Source organism: Microcoleus sp. LEGE 07076 (assembly GCF_015207455.1).
Lineage (GTDB): Bacteria > Cyanobacteriota > Cyanobacteriia > Cyanobacteriales > Microcoleaceae > Microcoleus.
Map to the genome: position 1 here is coordinate 19,069 of NZ_JADEWV010000025.1, position 20,192 is coordinate 39,260.

Annotated in this window: 13 protein-coding genes; 2 read left to right on the plus strand and 11 right to left on the minus strand. The window is 46.0% G+C overall.

Translation table 11 applies throughout. From position 1 onward, the window contains the following. Positions 1 to 114: 114 nt before the first annotated feature. From IQ270_RS06435 to trxB, 4 genes are all read right to left on the minus strand, one after another. A complete protein-coding gene (locus tag IQ270_RS06435; protein WP_368670090.1) occupies positions 115 to 720 on the minus strand; it encodes a DUF4276 family protein in 606 nt (201 codons plus the stop codon). A 51-nt stretch (positions 721 to 771) separates the two neighbouring features. Further along, entirely contained in the window at positions 772 to 1,977 is a 1,206-nt protein-coding gene (locus IQ270_RS06440; RefSeq protein WP_193972418.1) for an AAA family ATPase, read from the minus strand. A gap of 148 nt (positions 1,978 to 2,125) precedes the next feature. Then, positions 2,126 to 3,010 (minus strand): ABC transporter permease, encoded by an 885-nt coding sequence (locus tag IQ270_RS06445; RefSeq protein ID WP_193972419.1) that lies wholly within the window; start codon positions 3,008 to 3,010, stop codon positions 2,126 to 2,128. A 177-nt stretch (positions 3,011 to 3,187) separates the two neighbouring features. Beyond that, on the minus strand, positions 3,188 to 4,558 hold the full coding sequence (gene trxB / locus IQ270_RS06450; protein ID WP_193972420.1) for a thioredoxin-disulfide reductase: 1,371 nt from the start codon (positions 4,556 to 4,558) through the stop codon (positions 3,188 to 3,190). Between the two features lie 539 nt (positions 4,559 to 5,097). Here trxB and IQ270_RS06455 point away from each other — a divergent pair. After that, positions 5,098 to 6,105 (plus strand): methyltransferase domain-containing protein, encoded by a 1,008-nt coding sequence (locus IQ270_RS06455; protein ID WP_339384356.1) that lies wholly within the window; start codon positions 5,098 to 5,100, stop codon positions 6,103 to 6,105. 11 nt (positions 6,106 to 6,116) lie between these two features. On the opposite strand, the gene IQ270_RS06460 is transcribed toward IQ270_RS06455, so the two are convergent. The 3 genes from IQ270_RS06460 to IQ270_RS06470 form a co-directional block, all read right to left on the minus strand. After that, on the minus strand, positions 6,117 to 7,262 hold the full coding sequence (locus IQ270_RS06460; protein WP_193972421.1) for a GGDEF domain-containing protein: 1,146 nt from the start codon (positions 7,260 to 7,262) through the stop codon (positions 6,117 to 6,119). A 276-nt stretch (positions 7,263 to 7,538) separates the two neighbouring features. Next, positions 7,539 to 8,042 (minus strand): O-acetyl-ADP-ribose deacetylase, encoded by a 504-nt coding sequence (locus IQ270_RS06465; protein WP_193972422.1) that lies wholly within the window; start codon positions 8,040 to 8,042, stop codon positions 7,539 to 7,541. A gap of 369 nt (positions 8,043 to 8,411) precedes the next feature. Further along, positions 8,412 to 8,906: a DUF427 domain-containing protein gene (locus IQ270_RS06470; RefSeq protein ID WP_193972423.1), complete on the minus strand. Its 495-nt coding sequence runs from the start codon at positions 8,904 to 8,906 to the stop codon at positions 8,412 to 8,414. Positions 8,907 to 10,321: 1,415 nt separating this feature from the next. On the opposite strand from IQ270_RS06470, the gene IQ270_RS06475 reads away from it, so the two are divergent. Then, the gene (locus tag IQ270_RS06475; protein ID WP_193972424.1) at positions 10,322 to 12,280 is read left to right on the plus strand and encodes a sodium:proton antiporter; all 1,959 of its coding nucleotides are present in this window, start codon (positions 10,322 to 10,324) and stop codon (positions 12,278 to 12,280) included. A 64-nt stretch (positions 12,281 to 12,344) separates the two neighbouring features. Here IQ270_RS06475 and IQ270_RS06480 read toward each other — a convergent pair whose 3' ends face one another. From IQ270_RS06480 to IQ270_RS06495, 4 genes are all read right to left on the minus strand, one after another. Then, complete coding sequence (locus IQ270_RS06480; RefSeq protein WP_193972425.1) at positions 12,345 to 13,556, minus strand: glutathione S-transferase family protein; 1,212 nt, start codon at positions 13,554 to 13,556, stop codon at positions 12,345 to 12,347. A 22-nt stretch (positions 13,557 to 13,578) separates the two neighbouring features. Next, positions 13,579 to 14,460 carry a tetratricopeptide repeat protein gene (locus IQ270_RS06485; protein ID WP_339384357.1) on the minus strand — a complete coding sequence of 294 codons (882 nt, stop codon included), beginning with the start codon at positions 14,458 to 14,460 and terminating at the stop codon, positions 13,579 to 13,581. Positions 14,461 to 14,756: 296 nt separating this feature from the next. Next, complete coding sequence (locus IQ270_RS06490) at positions 14,757 to 17,957, minus strand: ATP-binding protein (protein WP_193972427.1); 3,201 nt, start codon at positions 17,955 to 17,957, stop codon at positions 14,757 to 14,759. A gap of 514 nt (positions 17,958 to 18,471) precedes the next feature. Continuing rightward, positions 18,472 to 20,040, minus strand: coding sequence for a hypothetical protein (locus IQ270_RS06495; RefSeq protein WP_193972428.1), 1,569 nt, complete (start codon positions 20,038 to 20,040; stop codon positions 18,472 to 18,474). Positions 20,041 to 20,192 lie beyond the last annotated feature (152 nt).

Sequence of the window (20,192 nt, forward strand, 5' to 3'; positions counted from 1 at the left end):
TTACATTTATTTACAGCGTATCGTCCGAAAGCGCGGTTCTAGGTTTGATCTCTAAATCATCGATCGCGCTGCTAGCTCAGCAATGACGAGAGCGAAATTTGTCTATAAAGTTGATTATACCTGCTTACTATTGATGATTTCTAATAAACCTTGATAAAAGACTTTGAAGCTTTTAGAGCGATTTGATTTAGGATTCATATATTTAGAAATTTCGCTAGAGGCTTTATATTTTTCTAGTCCTCCCGGATGATATCCAGCTTTTTTCAGGACTCTTTCCAAAGCCTCCCATGTACCCCCTTTAATAGCATCGGGGTCGCGATACGGTTGTTGATTAGCTATATTGGCAGAGACTTTAGGATAAGCTTGGCGAATTGCTGGAACGTCTCCAAAAAACCATGCTTCTAATTCTTCTACCACAATTCGATTTAAGACTTGAAATGATTTATCTTTTTGACAGGAAGATTTAGTGATTAATCCGGCTAATATTGCTATATCTTCTAGTTGTTTTTTTAATTTAAGACAATCTTCTCGATCTTCATCTATTAAAATAACAATTTTCCAATCCGGGGGAAGCCATGCTTGATAACCTTTCAAACGATTAGGCACTTTAGCAAGTAAATCTGGTTTTCCTCGAAAAGCATGAATCTTACAGCTAACAGTCGATGGCAATATTTTCGGCAAAAGCTGGGTCAAAGCTGATTCTAGGGAGGCTTCTTCCACTAAAAACTCAAGATGCAAAATGCTCACCTTCTCTTTATTTTAAGTTTAAAATCATTGCGGTGCACCCGCATTTTTAAGCGGATTTCCCACATCAAAGAAATCTTCCATCCACAGCGAACCCAGTAATGCACCGTGTTCCATAAATTTTTTTACTCCCTGCATATCTGCGGTTCTTTTTGCTTGAGTAAAACCTTTCTCATCTCGATATAATACCCATAATTCCTCTGGCTTCAAACTATCCACAAAAAAGGGAGAATGCGTTGTCACCATTAATTGAGTATTCGCAGAAGCCGAACGACATTCTTCTGCAAGCTGAGGTAATAATCGCGGATGTAAATGATTTTCTGGTTCTTCTATTCCAACTAATTGCGGGGGATTTGGGTCAAATAATACTATCAAATAAGCTAAGAGCTTTAACGTACCATCAGAGGCAAATTTTGCCAGAATTGGATGAGTAAAAGGAGCATCTTTAATTTCCAACAAAAGTCTGCCATCCTGCATGATTGAGGCTTCGACTTTTTCGAGGCGTGGAATACGAACGGAAAGGGTTTTTAGTATTTGTTCTAACCGTTGGGGATGTTGTTCTTTTAGGTATTGGATAACATTGGGTAAATTGTCACCCGTGGGAGATAATCTTTCCTGTGCACCTGCTTCGGGAAGGCTGCGGGTATGATCGGCGGTTAAATATGATAAATACCAGCCTGTAATAAAGCGTCTTAAAGCACTAACACGGGGATGTTTGGTAAATTGTCCTAATGTATTTACGGCTAATAATTCAGATGATGCTAGTTGTTCGGTGATCCTTTCACCTTCTTCATCAGGACTTTCGCCACTAATGACTTGTCCTTCCCCTTTTTTGAAGTCTAAAAAACGAAAGGGTTTTCCTCTTCCAGATTTTCCGCGTCGCCAATGCAACCATTCTTCAGCAATAAAGGGACGATTATTTTCTTCATCTATAGCCAGATGATAGGTAATTAAAGGCGAGTCGGATGTCTCTCGATATTTTAATTCAATGATAATGCAGCCTTCGCTGTCTCTGGTGCGTAATTCTCGAAATCTGCCCCGTCTATCCCAGGCTTTTCTGAGGCTTTCGGTGAAACATTCGGATAGGAAAGCGAAAACATCGAAAATAGTTGACTTTCCGCTACCGTTGGGGCCTAAGAAGACAGTTAAGGGGGTGAGGTTTTTGAGTTCTAGATTGTGCAAAGCACGGTAATTTTGGACTTTGAGATATTCTATACGGGGAATATTTTTCATGATTTCACCTCCTCAATTATAATCTCGGTTTTTTCTATCCTAATTTCTCTTTTAACGAACCGCGAAGACGCGAAGTGCGCGAAGGAAGAAAAGAGAAGAAGAAAAAACTAAAGTCCTGACGGAGAACTTAATTTGACGGCGAGACCAATTACTGCTGATTCCGCAGGCGAGGGTTCACAAATTCGTTTAATCCTTCCCCCACTAAAGATAGTCCCACTACCATTAAAGTCATCGCCAAACCGGGAAACAAAGCTGTCCACCAAATTCCCGTAGGTAACGCATCCAAAGCTAAACGCAAGTCGTGTCCCCATTCTGGAGTTTGTTCGGGAAGTCCTAATCCGAGAAATCCTAAGCCTCCTAATGTTAAAATGGCATCGGCGGCGTTGAGCGCAAACAGCACCGGTACGCTCCCAATCACGTTCAGAAACAGGTAGCGCGAAAGCACTGTCCAAGTGTCGGCACCCATTGCTCGCGCGGCTTCGACAAATAATTCGGTTTTGACGCTGGCGGTGTGATTCCTGACGACTCGGTAGTATTGAGGGATGTAGGAAATGCTCAGGGCGATCGCAGCGTTGAATATTCCTCTTCCAACTACAAAGGCCAGTGTCAAGGAAAGCAGCAGCCCCGGCAAAGTATAAATTGTGTCCATTAAAAATAACAGCACTCGATCGAACTTACCGCCCAAGTAACCGCTAAGCAAACCTAGCGGTACGCCGATAAACAAACTCAAAGCTGTGGCTAAAATCACCACTTGCCAAGCAGCCCGAGAAGCAAACAGCGTCCGGGAAAAAACATCGTAGCCGCTGCGGCTGGTACCAAACCAATAATTCGCCGATGGCGGTTCGTGAATCGGATTGATCAAAGCATCCGTAGGATTTTGCAGCCATCCCCAAGCTTGCATAGTTGGAGACAAGATGGCTACCAACACAAACACGGCAGTTATTGTCAAACCCGCCCACATCATTTTCATTGACAGGCTTGACTTTGAGGCAAGATTGAGAAATTTCGGTAGTCGGAGGCGGCTTTGGGTCATAATCGATCGTTAGTGCGTCAAATTAGTTTTCAACAGCATATCAACATTTACCAAAAACCATAGGAAGACTTTTTAACCGCTGATGAACGCAGATACACGCAGAGCGGATTACATCAGCGTTCATCCGTGTTCATCCGCTGATATCTGCGGTTAAAAACTCTTCGCTAATTTGCATTCCTACAAATTGCTGGCAATTAACTCGCGGTACTGACTTTTTGGCTTAACTCCTTTGAGTTCGACTACCAATTCTTTGTCTTTGAAATACTGAATCGTCGGCGTACCAGTCACGCCAGCATTTTCAGCAATTTCTGGATCTGCTTCGATGTCGATTTCCACATAGTGAATTTTGCCATCGAACTCATCTACTACTTTGCTCAAAATCGGCTTGAGACTGTGACAAGGGCCGCAAGTCGGAGCGGAGTATTTGACCACAATTAGTCGATCGCTATCGTGGAACAGCTTCCGCAAAGCATAACCTCCTTCATGGCGCGTGTCTTCGATCTCAAAATTCTCATCGGTTTTGCGGACTTTTGGAGCTTCCGGTACCGAGGTCGGCGACTCGGATTCCTCGGTTTGATGGAATTCCTGGGTTAAAGCGTTAACTGAGAGCCAACGTTCTGCCAGCATCGCCCCCATGCAGCCGCTACCTGCTGCGGTAATGGCTTGGCGAAACTCGTGGTCTTGCACGTCGCCCACGGCGTAAACTCCCTCGACGCTAGTTTCTACCGTGCCGTGTTTGGTAGCGATATAACCTACTTCGTCGAGTTCTAGCTGACCTTGGAACAGTTGAGTGTTGGGAGTGTGACCGATCGCGTAAAACAATCCCTTCACCTGCAAATCTGTTTCGGCGCCAGTCTCGATATTTCTAATTCTCACCCCATCCATTTTGCTTCCGGGCACTCCCAAAACATCTACAGCTTCGGTGTTCCAGTGCACGGTGATTTTGGGATTGCTCAGCACTCGGTCTTGCATAGCTTTGCTGGCGCGCATCCGATCGCGCCGCACCAGCATATTTACGTGGGAGCCGTATTTTGTCAAATAAATAGATTCTTCGGCCGCAGTATCGCCCGCGCCGATGACTGCTAAATCAACTCCTTTAAAAATTGGGGTAGCGCCGTCACAAATCGCACAGGCCGAAATGCCGTGACTCCAAAATACTTTTTCGCTAGGCAGACCCAACCTTTTTGCTGTTGCGCCTGTAGCGATTACTATCGTGTGGGTTTTAATTTCTCGGTCTTCCGATCGCACTGTAAACGGACGATTCGTTAAATCCACTGAAATTACATCTTCGGTGTATAATTCGGCACCCCACCGCACTGCTTGAGCTTTCATCCGATCCATCAGTTGCGGCCCGGTGATGCCTTCGGGAAAGCCGGGGAAGTTTTCGACTTCTGTAGTGGTCATCAGTTGACCGCCGGGAATGCCTCCCATTTGGTAGCCTTCAAAGACTACGGGTTTCAGGTTGGCTCTCCCGGCGTAGATGGCTGCGGTGTAGCCTGCTGGGCCTGAGCCGATAATCACTAGGTTTTCTACAGTTTCGTTGGTCACAGCTGTTTATTCAAACTCATAACGACTTCGCTTAACTAAATTATAGCAGAGAGCGAGCCTATTTCTATTTTTGAGGGCCCAAGGGCGATCGAGACAACTCAAGCCAGTTAAATAACCAAAAATAATCAAAAAACTAATTTTGTTTTAAATGTTCAATCAATTCCCGGAAAACCCCCAAAATAGGCCCCCTTCACTATTGATTCCATTCTCATTTACTTGACGAATTTGCGACGTTTGAGCTATTATACAATTCTGATACTCAAGGGGTGCTATGACTATTTTTTGTACTTGGACGCTGAAAGCTTTTAAAATCGGAGAATAAACAAACTCAACTAATGCAACAAATACAACTCTAATATGCAAAATACGCATTTAGTAGTTTAACAATTGTAACGAAAATTTAGGCTGATTTGACAAAATATATTTTTTGTGATATAGAAGGTGCGGTGGAGGGAATTTGGATGAGGATTTTTAACCGCAGATGCAGGCGGATTGACGCGGATTGACGCAGATCAGATGGAATTTTGCTTTTTAAATTTGTGGATAATACCAAGATATTGTTTGTGTGCAGCCAAAACAAGTGGAGAAGTTTGACTGCACAGAAGATATGCGAGAATGTTAGCGGCTTGAGTGTGCGATCGGCTGGAACGGAAAAAAGTGCCAGAATTAGAGTGACTGAGGGTTTGCTGGGTTGGGCGGATTTGATATTTGTGATGGAGAAGAAGCACGCCGATCGACTTGCCAGCAAATTTCCTGAAAGTCTTAAAGGCAAAAAAGTTATTTGTCTGCAAATCGCCGATAATTATGAGTATATGCAACCAGAGTTAGTCGAGATTTTGCAGGCGAAGCTCGGTTCGGATCTGGAAATGTCAGACAGCAGGACAAGTTTTATGCAGCGCGTTCTAGAGCCGGAGGTTATGGATTCTTGGGAAGAAGCTGTTGAGTATGACTCGATGGATTTTACTGAGGTGAATGCGGCTTTTGCTAAAAGTGCGATCGAACTCGGGCCGATGTCTGGGAAAATCTTAGATGCTGGGACTGGTACGGCGAGAATCCCGATCGCCATTGCTCGGATGCGTCCGGATTGGGAGTTTACTTGCATCGATTTGTCGGCAAATATGCTGAAATTAGGACGGGAAAATGTGTGCGAGGCGAATCTTCGGGAGCAAATTCAGCTCGAACAGATCGATGCTAAAGCTATGCCCTATCCAGACAGTTCTTTTGATATGCTGATTTCTAACAGTATTATCCACCATTTGCCCGATCCGCTGCCGTTTTTGTCCGAAGTCAAACGAGTCTTAAAACCGAACGGAGCAATATTTTTACGGGATTTACTCAGACCCGAAAATGTGGCAATCAGGGATAATTTAGTCGAGATGTACACCGGAGATTGCAACTCCCATCAAAAACAGTTATTCAGTGATTCCCTGCAAGCTGCTTTTACTCTCAATGAAATACAGACAATGAGCGAAACTGTCGGTTTGGAGGGTTTGAGGATTTATGAATCTTCGGATAGGCACTGGACGGCCCTGCGCGCCCGGATGTAAATTTGCGATCGTCAACCAAGCAATTTTTCGGACTCATTTACTGAATCCAGTTCGATATTACCTAAAATTACTCGATCGCGCCCTCTGTCTTTAGCTTCATAAAGCGCACTGTCTGCTGCTGCAATCAAATCTTTTTGTGAAATTTCCGGTCTAGGCACCGTACTCGCCACTCCTAAACTCAGTGTAACACAAGAAGACAACGGCGATTTGATATTTTCAATTTCAAGTTTTTTCACCCTGGCTCGAATTTTCTCTGCCACTGAGACAGCCATATCCGCTGAAGCTTCAGGTAAAATTACTGCAAATTCTTCACCTCCGTAACGAGCTACCAGAGTCTCTCGCAAAACTTTGCCTGCTGAGGACTTTACCGCCTCAACAATAGTTTTGGCTACCTGTTGCAAACAAGCGTCTCCCGCCTGATGTCCGTAAGTATCGTTGTATTTCTTGAAAAAGTCAATGTCGCACAAAATTAAAGATATTTCTGCTGCTGCTTCTCCCAATTTTTGCCATTCTTTTTCTAAGTATTCATTAAAACAGCGTCGGTTGGCCACCTGAGTTAAACCATCTGAATGAGCGAGGCGGTACAATTCCGAATTAGCCGCAGTTAATTGAGAATTGGCTGCTTCCAACTCGGATTGCGTGACCGATAAATTGTAGTAAAGTTCGCTAATATACCAAGTAGCTTGTTGGTGAATTTGAGATAAAGCTAGTAACACTTGATGTACGTCTAGCAGGCGGTAAACTTCAGGTTCTAACTGCACGACAATCGGCTCGTAAAGCTCTTCCGGCTGTCTCTGCACAGCTCGCTGAGCTGCCATGACAATTAAGGCTACTCCTGGTAAAATCAAAATATCCGTTTGAGTTATTTGATACAAAGCCTGAATTGGTCTGCAAGCAAATATATCTACTCCGTAAGGCCGGCTCATGCGTTCCATAAATCTCTGGCGCGATATCATCCCTAAAAATGTGCCACTTACGTTCAAGATAACTCCCGGAAGCAGCGGATGAGCTTGAAATAGCCGAGCTACATCTTTGGCAAGACATGAAGCTTCAACCTGAACATCAAATACAGCCAGTTCTTTAAGAGTAGACTCTAAAGATAAAGTTTTAGGTGGTTTTTCAGGTTCTATAGATGGTGCGATAAATTTAGCAAACACAGTGCATACCCAAAATCAACTATATAGTAGCAACAAACCTATTGTCCACTATTTTATGAGATTAACTGAAGATATTATAATTGATTGTAGTGTAAATCACAATCAAAAAAGAGCTGTGGGTATATTTGAGAAGTAAGTTGTTGGCTGGATTCCTATTCATATAATTGTAGAATAGTTGAATTATCGAGCGTATTTAACTGTTAATTTAAATCTGAAATATTAACCGCATTCTCGACAACGGCTGGAAAATATAAAATTTAGCTCGAATTCAAATATTTACTCCACGACATTTAAATAAACTTCATAGGTCGATCGCTCGAAACAAACAAGCATCACTTGGTCGATCGAGCTATTACGGAGAAACAGCTTAATTTCAGAGACAGCAATTTGGGCGGCGCGGTCGATGGGGAAACGAAACACACCCGTGCTGATAGCCGGAAAAGCAATTGTACGGATTTGATGTTCTTGAGCCAACATCAAACTGTTCCGGTAACAAGAAGCCAGCAATTCATCTTCCCCACAAATGCCATTTCTCCAAACGGGGCCGACGGTGTGAATTACCCAGGGACAAGGGAGATTGTAACCGCCGGTGATTTTAGCCTCACCAGTCGCACAGCCCTTCAATATTCTGCACTCTTCAAGCAAACCAGGCCCGGCCGCCCGGTGAATTGCGCCGTCAACACCCCCTCCTCCCAAAAGACTTTCGTTGGCAGCATTGACGATCGCATCCACCTTTTGCTTGATAATATCACCTTGAATAACTTCGATCCGGTCTAACATCGCAATTCCCAATTGTAAATCTCAAATCAAGCTTAACAACCTAGAAATAGGGCCCGCAATCCAAACCCAACCTTCCCAACTCCCCAGGGGCGAATTGATTTCCTCCAGAGTTACCCGCTAATTTTCTGAGTTTTTAAATCAGGGTTCAAGCTGTAACCAGGTTTTGCGTCAAAACTGAGTGAGATATTGCACCAATATCCGTCAGGGATTTTTCGTGGAGGAAGGCGAGTTTATTTAACTTATCTGCAAACTTTCAAACTATTGGTGAACCCGCCCGTACAGATTCCGCACGAATGATGAAATATCTCAGTAAAAACCAGGTTTATACACCAGTCCTCCACTCCCAACCCAAACTCAAAACTACTTCCATCACCAGCCCCAAGTTCCGATTCCTCCCTTAAAGGGGCCGACAATATCTTTGGTAATCCAACCGCCGTAAAAAATCCCTTCTTGAGCTTGCACTAACTCCCCATCCACATAACAAGCATCCATCAGCCTCGGATAAAAAGCCACATAATCTCTAATAGCCTCAAAGGCTGGTACGGGATTCGGATAAAACCAAGCGGCATCCGCTACTTCTTTTTCTCCCACCGTCACAGTGTAATAACCGGCTTGTCCCTTCCACTCGCACCACGAACCCCGTGAACTTTTGTGCAAATATTGCATTTGAATGTCTTCAGGAGAGATATAGTAGTAAGGAGGATGACTTGTCTCTAACACCCGCTGAGCACGTCGCGTGTCGGCGATCGTCACTTGATTAAAAACAATCTTTACGTGTTTTGTCGATTGTTCTAGGCGAGGCGGACGCGGGTAATCCCAAACAGACTCTTGACCGGGACTCGGTTCTATGCGATCGAAGTTCACTTGCACAATCTCCCCTGCAAAAAAACAATTAGCGACCCATCGTTATCAAGCTGGCGCCAGTCAATATACTGCCTTAATTTGGCCACAAAGTCAAGTTTATACCTTTGTTTTAGGACAACACACTCAAAAGTTTACAACAACTTCTGTACCTAAAGACAATAATTTGCAATTGTAGAGATGTCGGCAAATTCGATCGCGCTTTTGCACAACAAAACAAAGCCTGAGATTGGCTGTAAAAATAAATTTATCCGGCTGTTATTGCCGAGCTTCGACAAAAATTGTGGTTTTAACTGATATCTTGCACCATTGTCAGCAAAGGGCTAGAAGCCCGTTCCACAAAGAGTGAATTTCTTGTGGGATGGGTATCCTTCCCGTCCATAAAAAGCTTATTGAAAATGGTGCTCTTCTCTCAGTTAAAACTGACAGAAGAGCACCCTTCGTATGGAATCTCTTAAAAACCGGGTTTCTGAACGAGAGATATAGGTTGTCATGCTAATACCATTTTTCCAAAATCCTGCCACAGTAGTTGTAGGGTGCGTCGCACGAGAACAATTCAGAGCATTTCACGCCAGATATATCGTGCGACGCACCTTACACATTGGGTAGACGAAACAAACTCAAAAATTCTCTTGCAGCCAGCTTTTTTATAAATAGTATAAATTTGCGGTCAGAAACCAAGTTTTTGCCACAGATGCAATATCTCAGTTTTAATCTACCCTCTCAAAAACTTGGATTATACTGATAAGTACCTGTAAGTTTTCTCGAACCGCACTAAACCAAAGTCAGGCTTGAGATTGGCTGAAAAAATTGTTTTTTCAGCACAGCTATCGGTTGCTTCGCCAATGGCAGAATGCCAGTTGTGACGGCAAGTAATATTAGTCAGGTAAAATGACTGCGATGGGTTCGAGCGTTCCGACTTAAGCCGTCAAAGTTTTTAGAGAGCATCTCGGTTTTGTTGCTGCATAAAAGCTGTCCACCGCTTAATTGTATCAGCTCTTTGAGAACAGCACTCAAAAAAGGCTTTTTACAAAACACAGAGCATCCCTGTTTTTTAAGACAAGCCAAGTCCTCACCGCAAACCAACCTTATTTGTGCTAGGTACTGATTGGCAATTAATAACCGACAGCAACGAGCAAATATTTGCCCAAATTTATGATGAGCAGATTCTAGCCATCAGGTCTAAAAGCGTTCAGCCTTAAGCCTTTGGGCGTCTACTTTCAAAACGGGATACTCCCATCTTTGACGCTAAGAGAGTTATCTGATAAAGTTATAGGCAATATTAAGGTTTTTTAATCTTATTGGCAAAAATCTGGGGCAGTGCCGAGTTTGTATCAGCGCCAAATATAGCGCCTGCAGTCACATTACCCGCGATCGAACTTTGAAAACAGAGCGGGCAGCCTTTAACAATTGTATCTATGGAAATCTCCTTTAGCATCACCCTGTTGATGGTCATGACCGTCATCTGTGGCATCAGCGCTCAAGTTCTGGCCGCTTATCTGAAAGTTCCGGCGATCGTGTTTTTGCTGCTGTTCGGCATTTTAGCCGGCCCAGACTGCTTGGGACTGCTGCACCCGAGTCTGTTGGGCAGCGGTTTGGAAGTTATGGTATCCCTTTGCGTAGCCTTAATTCTGTTTGAAGGCGGCTTGAATTTGGAATTGCGAGACTTGGGCAAAGTTTCTGGCAGCATTCGCAATTTAGTTACTTTCGGGACTTTAATTACACTAATTGGCGGCGGAATGGCAGCACACTGGTTGGGGGAATTTCCCTGGCCGATCGCCTTTCTGTATGCTTCTCTAGTAGTCGTCACAGGTCCGACAGTCATCGGCCCTTTGCTTAAACAAGTATCCGTTGACAAAAAAGTCGCCGCCTTGCTAGAAGGCGAAGGTGTGTTAGTAGATCCCGTTGGAGCCATTTTGGCAGTATTGGTACTGAATGTGGTTTTAAACGGCAATACAGACTTGCTGATTTTGTTCAGAGATTTAATGGTGCGGCTGGGTATTGGCACTGTCATCGGAGTTACCGGAGGTTGGCTGCTGGGACTCATTCTCAAGCGATCGAAATTCCTGTCAGAAGACCTCAAAAATTTAGTAGTTTTAGCCGGTTTGTGGGGATTTTTCGCCATTGCAGAACAAATATGCAGCGAATCGGGATTGATGGCAACGGTACTCTCGGGCATAGTGCTCAGAGCCGCTTCAGTCCCCGAAGAAAGACTGCTGAGGAGGTTTAAAGGTCAGCTCACAGTCCTTGCTATATCCGTGCTGTTCGTGCTGCTGGCGGCAGATTTATCCCTTGCTAGTGTGGTCGCCCTCGGTTGGGGAAGTTTATTCACAGTTTTAGCTTTAATGTGGATAGTCAGACCGATCAACATTTGGGTTTGCACGATCAACAGCGAGCTAAACTGGAGGCAGAAATTATTTGCTTCCTGGGTAGCGCCGAGGGGAATTATTTCAGCTTCGATCGCATCTTTATTTGCAATTTTACTCACCCAGCGAGGAATCACCGGTGGCGACTCAATTAAAGCCTTAGTGTTCCTAACAATCATTATCACAGTTTTTTTGCAGGGATTGACAGCGGGCCCGATCGCTAAAATGTTGGACATCACCTTAAAATCGGCAACGGGTGCCGTGATTGTGGGGTCAAATCCTTTGAGCAGATTAATTGCTCGCTTGTTTCAAGAACGCGGAGAATCTGTAGCAATTATCGACACCAACCCGGAATCTTGCAAACAAGCAGAAAGAGAAGGTTTGCGCGTGTTCTTGAGCAGTGCTCTCGATCACAGCATTTTAGAAGAAGCCGGGCTTGATTCGATGGGAACTTTTTTGGCAATGACTAACAACGGTGAGGTAAACTTAGTGTTAGCTCAACGAGCAGCCGAGGAATTTACACCGCCGAGAGTTTTGGCAATATTCCCCAAAGACCCGCAAGCAAATGCGCCGGCAAGTCAGAGTAAAATCAATCAAGCCTTTGTCTCCGATTTGTCGCTGAAGGATTGGAATGAATACTTAAACAACGGCGAAGTAAAATTGGGGGAAACCGAGTTAAAAAGTGCGGGATTGCAGTTTCAGATTGCTCACTTGCAAGCTTTGGTGAAAGCCGGGGAGTTGACTCCGCTGCTACTGGAAAGACAGGGATACTTGCAAGTAGTGTCGGCCGCCCAAACTTGGCAAACGGGCGATCGAATTATTTATTTGCTGTACGATCCGACACCGAAATTGTTAAAAAGATTGTCTGGTTCATCGCAGTCTGGCCTAACTTTAGAAAAGCATCAAGTAGTCGAGAAAGTACCGATTCCCGATCCGGCTTTAGAGCCGATTTTGGCAGAAGGGGAAATAGAAAATAAGGCTGATGTTTTGCCGCCGCCTGTTTCGCGGTAGGAGCATTCGCCCGATCGCACCTGAGAGTTTGTAGAAATCTTGGATCGAATCCACCAAACTCTCCCTAGACAAAATTAGCCGGATCTTGATCCCGCCGGTGCTTCAACAGAATCGGATCGCCTTGGCCCTCACCCACCAGGGCCGCAGTTTCCTCCAAAGCTTCCCTCAGCCGCTTCGCCGCGTAAATCGACATATCCCTGGGGACATTTACCCGATCGCGCAAATAGCGCAAAGCCACATCGGAACCAGCCGGCGGTTTACAAACTTCCCCAGTCATCATCAAAGTTAAAGCACAACGCAGAGCCTCATCGAATAAGTTGTCATCCGCAGGATTGACTTTAATAATGTTGCGCTGATGCTTAATGACGCGGTGAAGAGCTTCAGCGCGGGAGGTTTCCGGTTCTGGATACATCACATCCGGTAATCGGGCCCAAGGCCCATTATCCACGCGGGCTTTGTTGAGTAACATTTGTGGTTCGCCGTTTTCATAACAGCCGCCCATTTGAGGCGGTAAATCGTGTACATGAGTATGAAAGTCGCTTTGAGTACCGCGATAGGTGGGGCGGCTTTCCATCGCGGCAAACCAGTCTGCAAAGCGCGGGTTTTCTTCCCGCATCGAGTAGCCTTTGTAGTAGTAAAGACTGGCATTCATCCGTTCGACGTAGGGCGTAAATATAACATCCGCAGTGCCAAATTCAGCGAGGAAATAAGGCCCTGGAGTGCTGGCGAGGGCTGCTTCCACTTCGGCGACGACGCTGATAAATTGGTTGCGGTTGTGCTGTTCTATTGCGGTTGAACTTGCTGGGTAGCACAGCCAAGAGCACCAAGCTCTAAACAGCAGTCGCTCTAGTCGCCGCAGCGGAAGGACTTTCGGGTCTTTCATGCCCAAACTCAAGGGGCCGAAGACTTGTTCGAGAGCGATTAAAATGTCATCGCTTTCGGTGATGATGCGGCCGTCTAGTTCGATCGCGGGTAACATTCCCGATGGTACTTTGCGCTTGTACCAGTTTTCTTTTTCCCCATAGCAGAACATGGTAACTTTGTCAATACGGTAGGGAATTTGTTTTTCTTCCAGCCACAACCAGATTTTTTGACAGTAGGGACACCAAGCATGGTGATCGCGGTAGAGGGTGACTCGCACATCGGATTCGGTTTTTCCGAAGAGGCGCAAGCGGGATTGAGCGTTGGTGGGGCCGTTGGTGCGATCGACTTGAAAGTCTGTGAGTGCCTCCAATTCTGTCCAGCTTAGGGGGGCGAGGCGATCAGTGGGTGTCATAGTTAAATTGGGCTGATGATAATTAGGGCGATGTCTGGGGAGGGGGTGGAGCGTCTTGAATTTTGGTGAGTGCTGCTTTGATTTCGGGAGTGGCTAGGAAGTTTTGGGTGGCTGCAATCAAGCGATCGCCCCAGAGGTTTTCTTTGAGAAAATCTACAGTGGCATAGCGTTTGTCTAATTTTAGAGCTGCTTCTCCCATTGCTAAACCTTTTTCTCGGTCGCCTTTGCTGTAGAGTGCTACTGCTAGAGCTAGCATTGGTTCTGCTGCTTTGTTGTCGATCGCGACTGCCTCTTGCCAGCGTTTGATTGCGCCATCGACATCTCCGGTTTCGTATTTGACTAATCCGATATTGTTGATCGCTGGCCACAGGTTTTTTTCTAAAGCAAAGGCTTTTTCGTACTGGGCGATCGCATTATCAAACCGCTGGAGCTTGTAAAAAGCGTTACCCAAATCAAATAATGCGCCGGGAGTGTCTGGTTTTATTTTCAATCCTGCTTGCAAGTATTCGGCTGCTTTCTCGTACTTTTTTTGCCGAAAGTAAGCTTCTCCCAAGACAAATTTAATTGAGGCATTTTCTGGCGCCAGAGATTGAGCTCGCCCCAAAGCTTCAATCCCTTTGTCCAACTGTTCAACTTGAAGGTACAAGCTGCCTAACAAAGTCCAAGTTTGAGAATTCTTGGGGGCTAACTGTGTGGCGAGTTCGGCTCTGGGGACAGCGAGTTGGTACTGCTGAAGTCTGGCTAGCTGGACGGCTTCTTCTGCAAGGCTCAAGGCTGTCTGTTCGAGTTGGGCAGAATCGATTTGCAGGGTGTAAGGCAGGAGTGCCTGAGAGGCCACTGGCTCGGGCATTGCCCACAAGCCAAGTGCCAGGGCCAGAGATATTAAAGAAATGCGATTAGGCACTGTACAGCCCCTGAAAAAAATATAAGGGTTTCTCGATCGCCTATAATAACTCATATTTTTGAGTTTTGATATTGCTTCCCGACTTGCAACGTTTTGCGGTTTTCTGTTCAATTGTTCCCAGATTCTGTTTTGCACTCAGGAATAATAATTTTGATTTACTGCTTTCTAGAGGACTGAACTCCTCAATACAAACCTAAAAATATATTTATTTTTAGGTTTGTATTGAGTTAACAAGTTCTGTTTGATACTTCAGAAAAAACTGAAATCCTTACTAAAAACCTGAATAAATTTTGTTTCTAGCAATTTGAGTGATTTAATAAAGCCTGTTGAATTCGATCTAACAATTGTGCTGCAGATAAGGAAGAAGGCAAAATTTTAGCAGATACTTCTTGCAGCAAAAAGTCGATCGCCTCGGATTCGGAATTTACAACATATCGATAATCCCAGACTAAAATTGGCAGTTTTCCAGTCATTTGTCGCAGGTTGGAGAGGGCTTGCAACATAGCAGTGGATTCTGGGGGGGCATCTCGCAAGCACAGCAAAACTAAATCAACGCTTTGATACTGCAACTGCTGCAAAACTTCTGTCCAGCAGGGTGCGATCGACCCTCGGAATCCTGCGGTTTGGATGTATTGAATAAAAGCTTGAAAGTTGGGAGCACAAAACTGGGAATTGGGGATGGGAATTTCGGCAAAAGTCGATCGACCGCCATTTGCCAATTCTCCCGTCGGATTCCCCCGAGTGGTGCAGTGCAAGTCCGGTAAAGTCGAAATGTCAGCCAATAAAATGCTGGGCTTCCAACTCATGCCCGCAGCTACTTGAATCACTTGCCACAGCGCCGACCCGCCCAACCCTGATGTTTCGGGACTGCCGATTGCCAAACAGGGAAATACCGACAATCCTTTGACTTGATTAGCCAGTTGGGTAGTTGCGGGGTCTAAAGTCACCAAGGGGAGAGCACCCAAATTGGGCGACCGACTCAACTGTTCGATAAAAGCTAAGGGGTTTTGTAGTTGACTGGTACTGTCCAAGACGATCGCCGAAGGCCGCCAAATTCGGGCGACGAGTTCTGCTTGGCCGAGGTCGTCTGCTTCTAAAACCCGGCAGTAGTTGGGGTTTAGCAGTAAAGCGGAACCTTGAGACGAACTGTTTTGCGGGGACAGCCACAACACGGTTAAAGAACTTCTCACCTTGCTGGTACTGGCATGACTGCGGCCGATCGAATCTGCCAGCAACCTACGCAAAGCGGGTTCTTCCACCGGCAAGCTCAAAAAGCCTTCGGCGCGGTTGACACAAGCCCGTTCCTTTTCACCTCTGGTGGCTGTGACAATCGCTGGAATCGATCGGGTATCCGGATCGCTCTTGAGCAGCGTCAGCACGTCCCAACCGGACAGCAGAGGCAGCAGCGGGTTGAGGAATATCGCTTCGGGACTGAACCTGCGGGCTTTTTCCAGCGCTTCTGTGCCCGATCGGGCGACTATTACTTGGTAGCCCAAACCCGATAGAAGTTTGGTTAAATCTTCGATATATTTGGGAACTGCTTCCACTATTAATACTAAACGAGAGCGAGAATTTGCTGTCTGATATTTTGGTTTGAATAATTCTGCCTCCGCTGCTGCACGCGGTGCGGATTCTTCCCCGCAGTTTCCCGGAGGATTTGGCGGCAGCAGCAGGGTAAATTCAGAACCTTGGTTGTATGAGGAAATAAACGAAACGTCTCCGCCGTGGAGCCTCGCGAGCCTTTGAGTCAGTACCAGTCCGAGTCCTGTTCCTTGAAAGCGTCTGGTGAGGGGGCTTTCTAGCTGTTGGAATTTCTGAAAGATTAGGTGCTGTTTGTCGGCGGGGATGCCGATGCCGGTGTCCCAAACTGTGAAGGCAAGCCAACCTTCCCAAAGATTTACTTTCAATCCGATTTTGCCGCCTGCTTCGGTGAATTTTAGGGCGTTGGCAAGGAGATTGACGAGCATTTGTCGCAGCCGCAGTTCGTCGGCAATCAAATAGCTAACTCCCGGTTCTATTTCGAGTGTAAATTGTATTTTTTCTGACGGTTCTGCGTTTGCTTCGCCGTTTGTTTTGTTAGGCGCGGCAGGGGATTTTTCTTCTTGCTGTTGCAGTTGTTTTGCTTGTTCAAAGGCTCTTTTGCAGGTTGCTGCTATTTCCACAGATTCGGGAATTAGTTCTAGCTGCCCGGTTTCCATGCGGGTCAAGTCTAAAATGTCGTTAACTATTGTCATCAAATGCCGCCCGCTTTGATGGATTAATTTGGCGTAGCGTGTTTGGCGGTCGCTGAGTTCTCCGATCAATTTATCTTTGAGCAGGCTGGACAAGCCGAGGACGGCGGTGAGGGGGGTTTTTAGTTCGTGGCTGATGCAGGATAAAAATTCGTCTTTTAGTCGGTTGAGGTGGATTAAGTCTGCGTTTTTTGCTGCTAGTTCTTTGGCGACTAAATGTTCTTCGGTGACATCTTGTCCCATGACTAAAATTAGCTCGTCCCAGAGCGGCTGTTTGACAAATTGCCACGTCCGTTCTTGACCTTTTTGGACGGGGCATTCACAAATGTAGGTGTCTGGTTTGCCTGCGATCGCGCACCAAGCTGGAGCGGTTAAGGTTGATGGGGAGGCGGCGGCGTACAGGGGTAGCGGGCAACTGGTGGCTGCTGCATCATCCCGCCGATCGCCCGCGAACCCTGCTCCTACTAAACTCCTGCACTCAGGGGTGACTGCCTCTATCGACTGACTCGTGTATTCGGCTGTGGAATGGCTTGGTTTGGGGGGCGAGTGTTTGCCCAAATTTGCTGCTGGTTCTACAATTGGTTCTGGCCCCGATCCCAGCAAAATCCGCCACGCTGCGTTTTGACTGACTATTTGTCCGTTGGGGGTTTGCAATCTCAGCGGTAAGGGCAGTTTTTCTAGGAGTTGGACTAAGGAGTTGAGGTTTTCCGAGGGTTTCAATCCTGCTTCCAAAAAGCGCGATCGAGCGCCGAGGTTGGTGGCGATGACAGCAGATACGGATATTAATTCGATTTCTTTGACTGCTGTTGGTTCCGCCTGACGGCTGCTGTTGAGTGCGGCGACAAATTGCAGCAGGCTCATGCTGTCTAGCAGTCCTAAAATTTGACCGCTGGCATCTGTGAGGCCGATCGGGCTTTTGGAGAAACCGGCGATGGTTTGGCTGTCGGCTGGGCTTTTGAGTTCTTCTTTTTGCAGGTACTGCCAGAATTCACTGAGACTCCAAGCTGCCGATACTATTCTGATGGGTTCGATCGCGATCGAGCTTTCTGACAACAGTTGCTTTCCGTCGTTTGTGTGTGAGTCCGCGCGGGCCCAAATGCTGCGGAGGTAAACTAATCCTAGGGGCTTTAGTTGTTCGTTGACTACTGCGACTCGATCGCAATTTCCTTCAATGAAAATTGACTGCAGCGATTCTAGTGTCGCCGTTAATCGGCACAGTGGCACTGGGGTGATAAAATTCTTGAGACTGGGGTTGGTGGTTGGCATAACAAACCTGAGAGTCTGCTATCTATAGCAGTAATATTTTTGATACCCAATGTACCTGCGGATTTCTGTATCTTATTAATTTTATATCAGTTCGCTATCAGAGCCGGGATCGGCCCCCAGAATAGCGAGTTCGATACCTGCACCTGATTTGAGGCTACTACTAATTATTTTAAGGCTTAAGCTTAATTGCAGAAATGAAGCTCAGGGTGCTTGACATAAAAGCAAACGAGCACACTTTGATTATTCTTCTGTTAGAAAGCTTATCCTCTATTTGGTGGTTAAGATTGGTTACAATAAATGTTGAAATAAGTGTGATTGTGTAAACAAATTTTTCATAGCAATCGGCATGAATCTCGCTGTGTTAGGGAGCATCTGGGGCTTGGTAAAAAGCATTTTTTGGCGATCGGCTGCTGTGCAAAGAAATATTGTATTTTTTGACCAACCAAAAATAGTCAAATCCTCTGCCAGTCTCAGACTCTCTCCACCTGAGATCGCCATCAAATATAAAATCGATTTACGGCAGCCAGCGGGGATGATAGCCGGCCAAGGGCAGTTCTTCGGGCTGTACTTTTGCCGGAGAACCGTCTGCAGATATTTCTAATAAGGGTAGCACCCAGAGGCGGCCCGTGGCGATCGACTGTCCGCCGGAGTTGCGGGGACTGTCTGCTGCTGAGGGTTTTGCTGATGTAACTGATTGGTCAAAAATTAATGCCAGACCGTCGGGAGATAAACTGATTTGGGTATCTAATTGGTTGGGCAAAATCAGCAGCGGTTTGATGGTTCCTGTCAAACGGATGCCATCTTTTTTGAGGTCGATGGCAGCGATAAAAGGCTGTTCTTTGTAGCTTTCTGTTTGGAGGCGCTGGGCTAACAAACAGTAGAGACGCTGGAATTGATTGTCTTTGTCTTTGCGCGGGTCGAAATAAACGGCGATAATGCTGCCGGGAATCCGCAATATTTCTTGTTCTGCACCTTGGTTGTCTAAGATGAAAAGCGATCGAGTAAAGTCGCTGTTGTATTTAACATATGCGGCAGCGGAATTGTCGCGCGCCATAGCCAATACTTGTTCGTATTTTGGCAAAAATTCTACTGGATCTGTCTCTGGTTTGAGCGGGACGATGGCTAATCCTTGTTTTTGAGACATTACCACCGATTTGCTGTCGGGCCGAATCATAAAATCTCCGCCTTGTTGATTTTCCAATGGGCGGGGCGGTAATTTTTCTTCCAGAATCCAAGGGCTGAAATCGCTGGGATTGCTGCGGTTGACGCGCTGAATCAGGATGATTTTTCCGTCGGCTGAAAGGTCAAATTTTAGGTTTTGGTAATCTTTGGAATCTAGTAGTTTGTCGATTCTACCTGCTGGCTGTTTTTGTTGGGAATCTTCTCCGGGGGATTGGGGGTTGAGACCGGTGGTGACTGTGAACAGTTCTTGATTTAGGGTGCCACGAGTACGGGCGATCGATCGATCTGTGGCGGAGAATAAAATGCGATCGCTTTCGGGATACGGTTTAAAATCGGTGACAACCAAATCTTTGGGAGTTAGGGGTATCGGTTTTGAGTCGCCGCTGCTGAGGTTGACTAGCATTAATCTGCTTTCTGTTTCGCCTTGGACGCCGATATAAGCAAAAGCTCGATCGCGAGTGCGAAAGGAACTGCTAAACGGCTGCATCGGCGTACCTTGATATTTGTTGTCCGCTCCGAAATACTTGTCCGTTGCTTTGGCGAGTTTTAATGTGTAGGTAACGCCGTAGGGTGCTGGATCTTTGAGAGTGTAAGCCATGCGCCTTCCGGCCCAACTAAATTTACCGGGGAGGGGGGGTTCTAGCGTTAAGTTTTCCTCGACGCTGGAGTGGTTCATCGGCCGAAAGAAGGTGAGGAGAAAGCCGGTATCTCGGGCTCCGATTTGTTTGTTTTCCCAGCTAAATTCTCGCACTCTGGGTGCCGTGCGATCGCCGCTCAGCAGCAGCAGTCCGATTAAGACGCTCAGGATTAGCATCAGGAAGATGGCCGTGCGGTCGATCGGCTGTTTGAATGACAGAATACCCAAAGGTGAAGGATTAATTTTTTTGTTAAAAATCTTCACAAATCTTTCTCTCCTATTTCTGCTGAAAATAACTGCCCAATTTTCCCTCTTAAATTTTACAGTTCTGCGCGCACCCCAGTTCAAAAACCCAATTTGGCGATCGGAGTTTCAGATCAACTCCGGTCGATTGCCATAACAAAAACAGTTTGTAG

Excerpts from the sequence above, each read along its gene's own strand:
- IQ270_RS06490 (WP_193972427.1), bottom strand. The coding sequence starts at position 17,957 with ATGCCAACCACCAACCCCAGTCTCAAGAATTTTATCACCCCAGTGCCA.
- IQ270_RS06445 (WP_193972419.1), bottom strand. The coding sequence starts at position 3,010 with ATGACCCAAAGCCGCCTCCGACTACCGAAATTTCTCAATCTTGCCTCA.
- IQ270_RS06480 (WP_193972425.1), bottom strand. The coding sequence starts at position 13,556 with ATGACACCCACTGATCGCCTCGCCCCCCTAAGCTGGACAGAATTGGAG.
- IQ270_RS06440 (WP_193972418.1), bottom strand. The coding sequence starts at position 1,977 with ATGAAAAATATTCCCCGTATAGAATATCTCAAAGTCCAAAATTACCGT.
- IQ270_RS06465 (WP_193972422.1), bottom strand. The coding sequence starts at position 8,042 with ATGTTAGACCGGATCGAAGTTATTCAAGGTGATATTATCAAGCAAAAG.
- IQ270_RS06475 (WP_193972424.1), top strand. The coding sequence starts at position 10,322 with ATGGAAATCTCCTTTAGCATCACCCTGTTGATGGTCATGACCGTCATC.